Origin of the sequence: Exiguobacterium sp. B2(2022) (assembly GCF_028823655.1) — a bacterium.
In the GTDB taxonomy this organism is placed as follows: Bacteria; Bacillota; Bacilli; order Exiguobacteriales; family Exiguobacteriaceae; genus Exiguobacterium; species Exiguobacterium aestuarii_A.
Genome location: NZ_JAPEHX010000038.1, coordinates 22700 through 29317 on the forward strand (window position 1 = coordinate 22700; position 6618 = coordinate 29317).

The 6618-nt window shown below is 43.7% G+C and carries 9 protein-coding genes; all 9 read right to left on the reverse strand.

What is annotated here, in order from left to right:
- Nucleotides 1–12: 12 nt before the first annotated feature.
- The 9 genes from rsmI to ON063_RS09140 are packed head-to-tail and all read right to left on the reverse strand — an operon-like array spanning nt 13 to nt 6515.
- Nucleotides 13–882 (reverse strand): 16S rRNA (cytidine(1402)-2'-O)-methyltransferase, encoded by an 870-nt coding sequence (gene rsmI / locus ON063_RS09100; RefSeq protein WP_214697166.1) that lies wholly within the window; start codon nt 880–882, stop codon nt 13–15.
- Nucleotides 854–1132 (reverse strand): GIY-YIG nuclease family protein, encoded by a 279-nt coding sequence (locus ON063_RS09105; protein WP_074036574.1) that lies wholly within the window; start codon nt 1130–1132, stop codon nt 854–856. Before ON063_RS09105 ends, rsmI begins: the two co-directional genes overlap by 29 nt.
- Nucleotides 1125–1862 carry a tRNA1(Val) (adenine(37)-N6)-methyltransferase gene (locus tag ON063_RS09110; RefSeq protein WP_214697164.1) on the reverse strand — a complete coding sequence of 246 codons (738 nt, stop codon included), beginning with the start codon at nt 1860–1862 and terminating at the stop codon, nt 1125–1127. The genes ON063_RS09105 and ON063_RS09110 overlap by 8 nt, the downstream gene beginning before the upstream one ends.
- 60 nt (nt 1863–1922) lie before the next feature.
- Entirely contained in the window at nt 1923–2258 is a 336-nt protein-coding gene (gene yabA / locus ON063_RS09115) for a DNA replication initiation control protein YabA (protein ID WP_012727746.1), read from the reverse strand.
- A gap of 23 nt (nt 2259–2281) precedes the next feature.
- A complete protein-coding gene (locus ON063_RS09120; protein ID WP_274664921.1) occupies nt 2282–3112 on the reverse strand; it encodes a PSP1 domain-containing protein in 831 nt (276 codons plus the stop codon).
- A gap of 6 nt (nt 3113–3118) precedes the next feature.
- Nucleotides 3119–4111: a DNA polymerase III subunit delta' gene (locus ON063_RS09125; RefSeq protein WP_274664922.1), complete on the reverse strand. Its 993-nt coding sequence runs from the start codon at nt 4109–4111 to the stop codon at nt 3119–3121.
- Nucleotides 4112–4125: 14 nt separating this feature from the next.
- Nucleotides 4126–4455, reverse strand: coding sequence for a cyclic-di-AMP receptor (locus ON063_RS09130; protein WP_031421800.1), 330 nt, complete (start codon nt 4453–4455; stop codon nt 4126–4128).
- A complete protein-coding gene (gene tmk / locus ON063_RS09135; protein WP_214761660.1) occupies nt 4455–5093 on the reverse strand; it encodes a dTMP kinase in 639 nt (212 codons plus the stop codon). The genes ON063_RS09130 and tmk overlap by 1 nt, the downstream gene beginning before the upstream one ends.
- 3 nt (nt 5094–5096) lie before the next feature.
- The gene (locus tag ON063_RS09140; RefSeq protein WP_274664923.1) at nt 5097–6515 is read right to left on the reverse strand and encodes an aminotransferase class I/II-fold pyridoxal phosphate-dependent enzyme; all 1419 of its coding nucleotides are present in this window, start codon (nt 6513–6515) and stop codon (nt 5097–5099) included.
- Between the last annotated feature and the right edge of the window lie 103 nt (nt 6516–6618).

Here is a 6618-nt window from a genome sequence, read left to right on the forward strand (position 1 = left end):
GGATTTCCTTGCTTACTCTTTTTTGTGCAGTTGATGATACGCATCATATACATCGTTTCGTGATTCACCACGGTCTTTTGCGGTCTGCTTAATGGCCGCGTTCGGCTTCAGTCCCTCTTCTATATAATGAACAACATGTTCATAGACAGAGAGCGCTTCCCACCACATTGTCGTAGGTGCCGCTTCTGTCGCACCGCTCACAAGAACGACGAACTCTCCGCGTACTTCACCTTCGCACCACTGTAACGCTTCATCGACTGATCCTCTCAAAAACTCTTCGAACGTTTTGGTTAACTCTCTACCTAATACGAGCTGACGGTTACCAAACACTTGTCGAATCGCCGTTAACATTTCCTTCAATCGATGAGGGGCTTCATAAAAAACAATCGTGCCCGGCTCATATTGAATCGATTCGAGGACATCGACGCGATCTTTCTTTTTACGTGGCAAAAAACCGTAATAGAGGAAACGTTCTGTCGGAAGACCTGAAGCAACCAACGCTGTAAGTGCTGCATTGGCACCTGGTAAGACGACTACCGGAATGTTTGCCTCGATGGCTAACCGTACGAGATCACTCCCCGGATCTGAAATACCAGGCATTCCAGCATCCGAAACAACCGCAACCGACTTTCCAGCCAAAAGATCTTCAATCAGTCTCGGTCCACTTACTTCTTTGTTGTGTTCATGATAGCTAATCAGTTTTGTTGGAATTTCAAAGTGGCGACAAAGCTTCATCGTTTGGCGAGTGTCTTCCGCTGCGATTAAATCCACTTCTTGAAGCGTTCGCACCGCTCGATATGTCATATCTTCCAAATTGCCGATTGGCGTTGGTACGACATACAACGTTGGTTGTTCAGTTTGATAACTCTTCTGTGAATTCATTAGTCGTCCCCTCCATCAACTTCTCTTTTTGCGCGCGGGTCAATTGTTTAATGGACCATTCGTACTGCATGGCCTCCCGTTTCGTATCGAACGATTGCACATACCGAAGTCGTACGGGAAGGCGAGCTTTCGTATACTTCGCCCCTTTCCCGGCATTATGTGCAATGATTCTCTTTTCCACATTCGTTGTATAGCCTGTATAATACGTCCCGTCCTGACATTCCACGATATACGTATAATGTTTAGGCATCGAGAATGGCTCGCATCGCTTCCGTATACGTATCGTCTTCTTCATATACAACAAATGGTGGTAAAATTTTAAGACCTGCTTTTCCATCTTTCGATCCCTCGATTAATAACGTATTCGCTTCGCGTCCAGCTTTCGGATATACGAGCTGCATTCGCTTCGGTTCAATTCGGTAGGTACGCATCAATGTCAGGATGTCGAGTAAACGTTCTGGCCGATGCACGAACGCCACTTTCCCTCCTGGTTTGACGAGTTGGCTAGCCGTTTTAATACAATCTTCTAGCGTGCACAACACCTCATGGCGTGCAATGGTATGGTGTTCGTTTTGATTCCGCAATGACGTTTCATTTGCTAGAAAATACGGAGGATTACACGTGACCACATCATAACGAGCGTGCCCGAGTTGTGCCGCTGCCGCTTTGACGTCCCCCTCTACAACTTGAATGCGATTCTCGAGGCGATTGACCGCCATGCTTCGATTCGCCATATCGACGAGTTTCGATTGAATCTCTACACCTGTAATCGTTCCTTTTGTACGATACGACAAGAAAAGTGGGATTGCTCCCGTACCGGCGCACAAATCGACCAATTGCCCTTTTTGAATCGGTACCCATACAAACTCCGCTAGTAGTACCGCATCTAATGAAAACGAGAACACATCGTCACTTTGAATAATCTTGCCAGGGCGTCCAAGCAAATCATCGAGGCGCTCTCCATCCTTTACCGTTACCATTGTTTCCTCCTTCTATAAAAGAAAGGCGACGGATAGGGAATCCCTATCTATCGCCCCGTATTAATGTTTATTGAGCATCGACAAACAGAAGAGACAATCCCCATCTTTTCGTACCTGTCCATAATGGAGGTTACAAATATGGAATCCTTCTTGATACAGCGCAGCCAAATTGTTCTGCCCTTTTCCAGACAATGCGATTTGTGAATCACCATTTGTCGTATCAACTTCTGCCAATTGTTCGACTTTTTCGCGCAAGTGATGATTCTCTAGATACATATGCTGATTCTCTTCAAGCAAATAGGCGAGCTGTTCTTTTAATACGCCTAAGTGCTCCGTTAAGAGTTGCATCTGTTGCTCGATCGCATCTACACGCATCATCACTTCTTTTTTGTCCATTCTTTCCACTGCTCAGCACCCCATCACTGTTTTGACGGTTTTCGTTTAATCGCACCCACTTCAACAAGTTCATCAATCGTATATGTGACGACACGCGTCCGATCGTGAAGTTCAACTTGAATAAGTTGGTCCAAAATGTTGAGACCGATTACACGACCATCACCTTCTGGAATTTTGATTCGCTTGCCGACGTCTGGTAAATCGCGTTTTAATTCTTCGTATGTGTCATTCTCATATTTTAAACAGCACATCAAACGACCACACACTCCAGAAATTTTATTCGGATTTAACGAAAGATTCTGGTCTTTGGCCATTTTGATGGAAACTGGTTCAAACTCCCCAAGAAATGACGAACAACAAAGAACTCGACCACATGGTCCAATCCCACTTAGTAGCTTCGCTTCGTCACGAACACCGATTTGTCGGAGTTCGATCCGTGTCCGAAACACGCTAGCCAAGTCCTTTACCAATTCTCGAAAGTCGACGCGACCCTCGGCAGTAAAATAAAAAATCACTTTATTGCGATCAAATGTATACTCAACATCGACTAACTTCATGTCTAATTGATGTTCTCGAATTTTTTCTTCACAGACGGCGTGAGCATCAACGGCTGCCAGTCGATTATCGTGTACGATATCCGCATCCTTTTGGTCCGCGACGCGAAGGATTGTCTTCAACGGCATGACGACTTCATCTTCGCCGAGCTTTTTATCGACTTGGACGACTTCGCCATACTCAATGCCACGTACCGTTTCAACGATGACATGTTCCCCACGTTTAAGCGTTGCATCGCCTGGTGAAAAGTAATAGATTTTTCCCGCTTCTTTAAAGCGGACTCCAACTACTTCAAGCACGCGCTTCTATCCTTTCTGCAAATCGAACGAAAGTCGTTCGAAAGTTAATTGAGGATTGACGTTTGCCTCGAGACGTCGAATTGCCGCATGCACACTTTCAATTGCATGTGTGAGTTTAGAGACAGATCGATTCTGAATAAATGCGTTATATAAAGCCGCCTCGTTCTTAAATAGCTTTGGAGTATACGTATCTCGCACTTTGAGATGAAGTGCCTCCTCTAACCAATGTTCGAATAATTCGAGGCCAACTCGTAACTCATTTCGTCCTCTGAAATGTCCTAACCATTTTTCCTGGGCGAACAAGAGCAACTCTTGAGGTCGTTTCGTCAATACTTCAATTAATTGTACCACTAGCCCATACGCCTGTACAAACCACTCCTGCTCAACTGCTTCTTTCGCATCATCCCATTTTGGATAAACGGTTAAAGCAAGGTAAGCCAAATCGTACGTACACGACAATTCTTCTGACATCGTTTGTGCTAACTTCGCACGGTCAATCGGGCGAAAAGCAAGTTGTTGAGCTCGCGAACGAATCGTCGGAAGAAGTAACTGTGGTTGTGTCGTCACCAAAATAGCAAGTTTTCCCACACCCGGTTCTTCAAAGAACTTCAATAAACTATTTGCCGCTTGAGTCGTCATCTTATGAGCTTGATGGATGACATACACTTGGCGATCTCCTTCAGCACCTCGTAACGATAGGTCGCTGAGTAATTGTTGAATCTGTTCTTTTTTAATGCTAGCTCCGTCCGGCTCCACTTCGATGTAGTCAACAATGTTTTTTGAATCCATGCGTCGACAATTTCGACACACTCCACACGGTTCTGCTCCTTGTGGGGATTCACAAAACAAGGCTTTCGCAAACAATGTGGCTGTTTCAATTAAGTATGGTTCATAATCGCCCGAAAAGATGTACGCATGCCCAACTTTATTCGAAATGATTGAATTTTGAATGATTCGAGCAACAACTGTTTGCGACTCATTTAATTCCTGAAAACGCATATGCCCAACTCCCATTAAAACTGATGGAATCCTTCAATCGGCAAGACGAATACAGTCGCACCTCCAACTTGTACTTCGACTGGGTAAGGAATATACGAATCAGCATGTCCTCCCATTGGAGAGATTGGCGTAATCATTTGATCGCGACTCGAACAGTTCGATTGAATCACATCCATTAAATCATCGAGGCGTTCCTGTGGAATACCCATCATAAACGTTGTATTCCCCTCTTTTAAAAATCCGCCTGTTGTAGCTAATTTCGTTGCACGAAAATCTTGTTCGACCAATGCATCAGACAAACGTGCGCTATCCTTATCATGTACAATTGCAATTACCATTTTCATCATTGTTGTACGCCTCCTTGTTGTAATCGTTCTATTGTATAATCGAGGACCTCATCTTGAATACATTCAATCGATTGATCGGCATCAATTCGGATGATTCGTTCTGGGTACTGTTTGAGTAACGTTTGAAATCCTTCGTAAACACGCTCATGGAACGCTTGATCACGACTTTCAATCCGATCGAGTTGCCCTCGATCTTTCATTCGTGCACTCGCTCTTTCAGGGCTCAAGTCAAACAAAAAAGTCAAATCCGGTGTCAAACCGTTCGTTGCCCATTCATTCAGCGACTGGATTTGATCAAGGTCATATTGTAAACCGTATCCTTGATAAGCGATAGATGCATCGATGAAGCGATCACAAAGAACAATTGCTCCTCGCTCCAATGCCGGACGAATCACTTGTTCCACATTCTGTGCTCGTGAAGCAGCATAAAGCATCATTTCCACTCGTGGCGTCATCTCATGATGATCCGGGGATAATAAGACTTCGCGGATTTGATTGCCCACAGTTGTTCCTCCGGGTTCACGGGTTACAACGATGTCATATCCTTTTTGTTTTAGACTCTCGACTAATAGTTGAAGTTGCGTAGACTTACCTGATCCATCTGGTCCTTCAACCGTTATAAACATTCCGCTCACTTTTTAAAACTCCTCTACAATAACATCAATTTGCTCTATCATAACATGCTTACTTGTTTGAAGCTTCCTCCCTAAAGAAATCCATTCCATGAGCACTCGTATTTTTTCCTCAGTAATCCGTTCTCCTTTTAGAATCCATGGAATCCCTGGTGGATATGGAATCACCGTTTCTGCTGAAACAAATCCGATTGCTTGTTTGAAAGATAAACGTTGCACTTGTTCATTCCCTACTAACGTATAAAGTTCAGATACACGTTCTGTTTGAGGGAAGGGAAAAATCGTTTCATCCTCATCAATGATTGGGACATGTGTAGCTGCCTTTTTAATCAATTTAATCCAATGCTCAATTTCCTGCTTTGTTATTTCCCTTAATGGCAAACAGAATAACACATGATCCACTGCAGCTAATTCAATATCGATTCCGATTGATGCAAGATGTTCACTAAAGACTAATCCATTTTTCGGATACGTCATGATCGTTACTTTCGTAAAATCGTCCCCCACTTTGACAGTAAAACCTGCACGCTTCAGCTCAAGTACAAAATGAGCATGACTCTTTTGAATAGAAGACCATGCTTCGTCCGTTAGACTTTCTAAATAGGACCGTGCATAGTCCAATGAAGCCATAATAAGATAAGAAGGACTTGATGTCTGAAATGCAGATAATGCATGCTTTAACCGAATTTCATCGATGTCTTCTTTATAGTGAATCCAAGCTCCCATCGTCAATGCAGGTAGCGTTTTATGTGCAGACTGTACAACTGCACTCGCTCCCTCAAAAATCGCAGAACGCTGAAGCAATTTAGGATGAATTAAATGGGCACCATGTGCTTCATCGACGAGTAATGGAATCTCAAGTGAAGACAAATAATTTGAAATCGCACGAATATCGGCCATGTCTCCATAGTACGTAGGAGACGTTAACATGACGGCTCGTCCTCCCGGGAATTCTTGAACAGCCTGTTCAATCGTTTCTAATGTCACCACGGTTGGAATTCCTGTACCACGTTCAATTGTAGGTGTTAATAGGATTGGTTTTAACCCTAACCATTCAATTGCGTTCCAGACCGACTTATGTGAGTTTCGTTGAACGTATACTCGCTCACCACGTTTTACAGTTGCCGCAAGCATGCTCCAATTTCCAACAGTTGAACCATTGACGAGCCACTTACTTTTACTTTCATACAGTTCACCCAATGCTTTTTCTGCTTGATCGATAATCCCAGAAGCGTCATGTAAATCATCTAAATGTGCTAGTTCTGTCAGGTCATATGGCATCACCTTGGCAAATGCACTCGGTAACGTATGATCATTCACGGTACCATTATGATGTCCGGGGACGTGAAAGGATACGCGATGTTCACTTACATGCTGTTCTAGAGTCTCTAGAAATGTAAAAGGATTTTTCCGAGAAGGAGCCATCTGTTATTCCTCCTTAACTATTGACTATGAAAAAAAGACGATCAAGCATATGCTTGATCGTCTACTGCGTTGTTGCCTGGCAACGTCCTATCCTCACAGGGGG

Excerpts from the sequence above, each read along its gene's own strand:
- rsmI (WP_214697166.1), bottom strand. The coding sequence starts at position 882 with ATGAATTCACAGAAGAGTTATCAAACTGAACAACCAACGTTGTATGTC.
- ON063_RS09105 (WP_074036574.1), bottom strand. The coding sequence starts at position 1,132 with ATGCCTAAACATTATACGTATATCGTGGAATGTCAGGACGGGACGTAT.
- ON063_RS09110 (WP_214697164.1), bottom strand. The coding sequence starts at position 1,862 with ATGGTAACGGTAAAGGATGGAGAGCGCCTCGATGATTTGCTTGGACGC.
- yabA (WP_012727746.1), bottom strand. The coding sequence starts at position 2,258 with ATGGACAAAAAAGAAGTGATGATGCGTGTAGATGCGATCGAGCAACAG.
- ON063_RS09125 (WP_274664922.1), bottom strand. The coding sequence starts at position 4,111 with ATGCGTTTTCAGGAATTAAATGAGTCGCAAACAGTTGTTGCTCGAATC.
- ON063_RS09130 (WP_031421800.1), bottom strand. The coding sequence starts at position 4,455 with ATGAAAATGGTAATTGCAATTGTACATGATAAGGATAGCGCACGTTTG.
- ON063_RS09140 (WP_274664923.1), bottom strand. The coding sequence starts at position 6,515 with ATGGCTCCTTCTCGGAAAAATCCTTTTACATTTCTAGAGACTCTAGAA.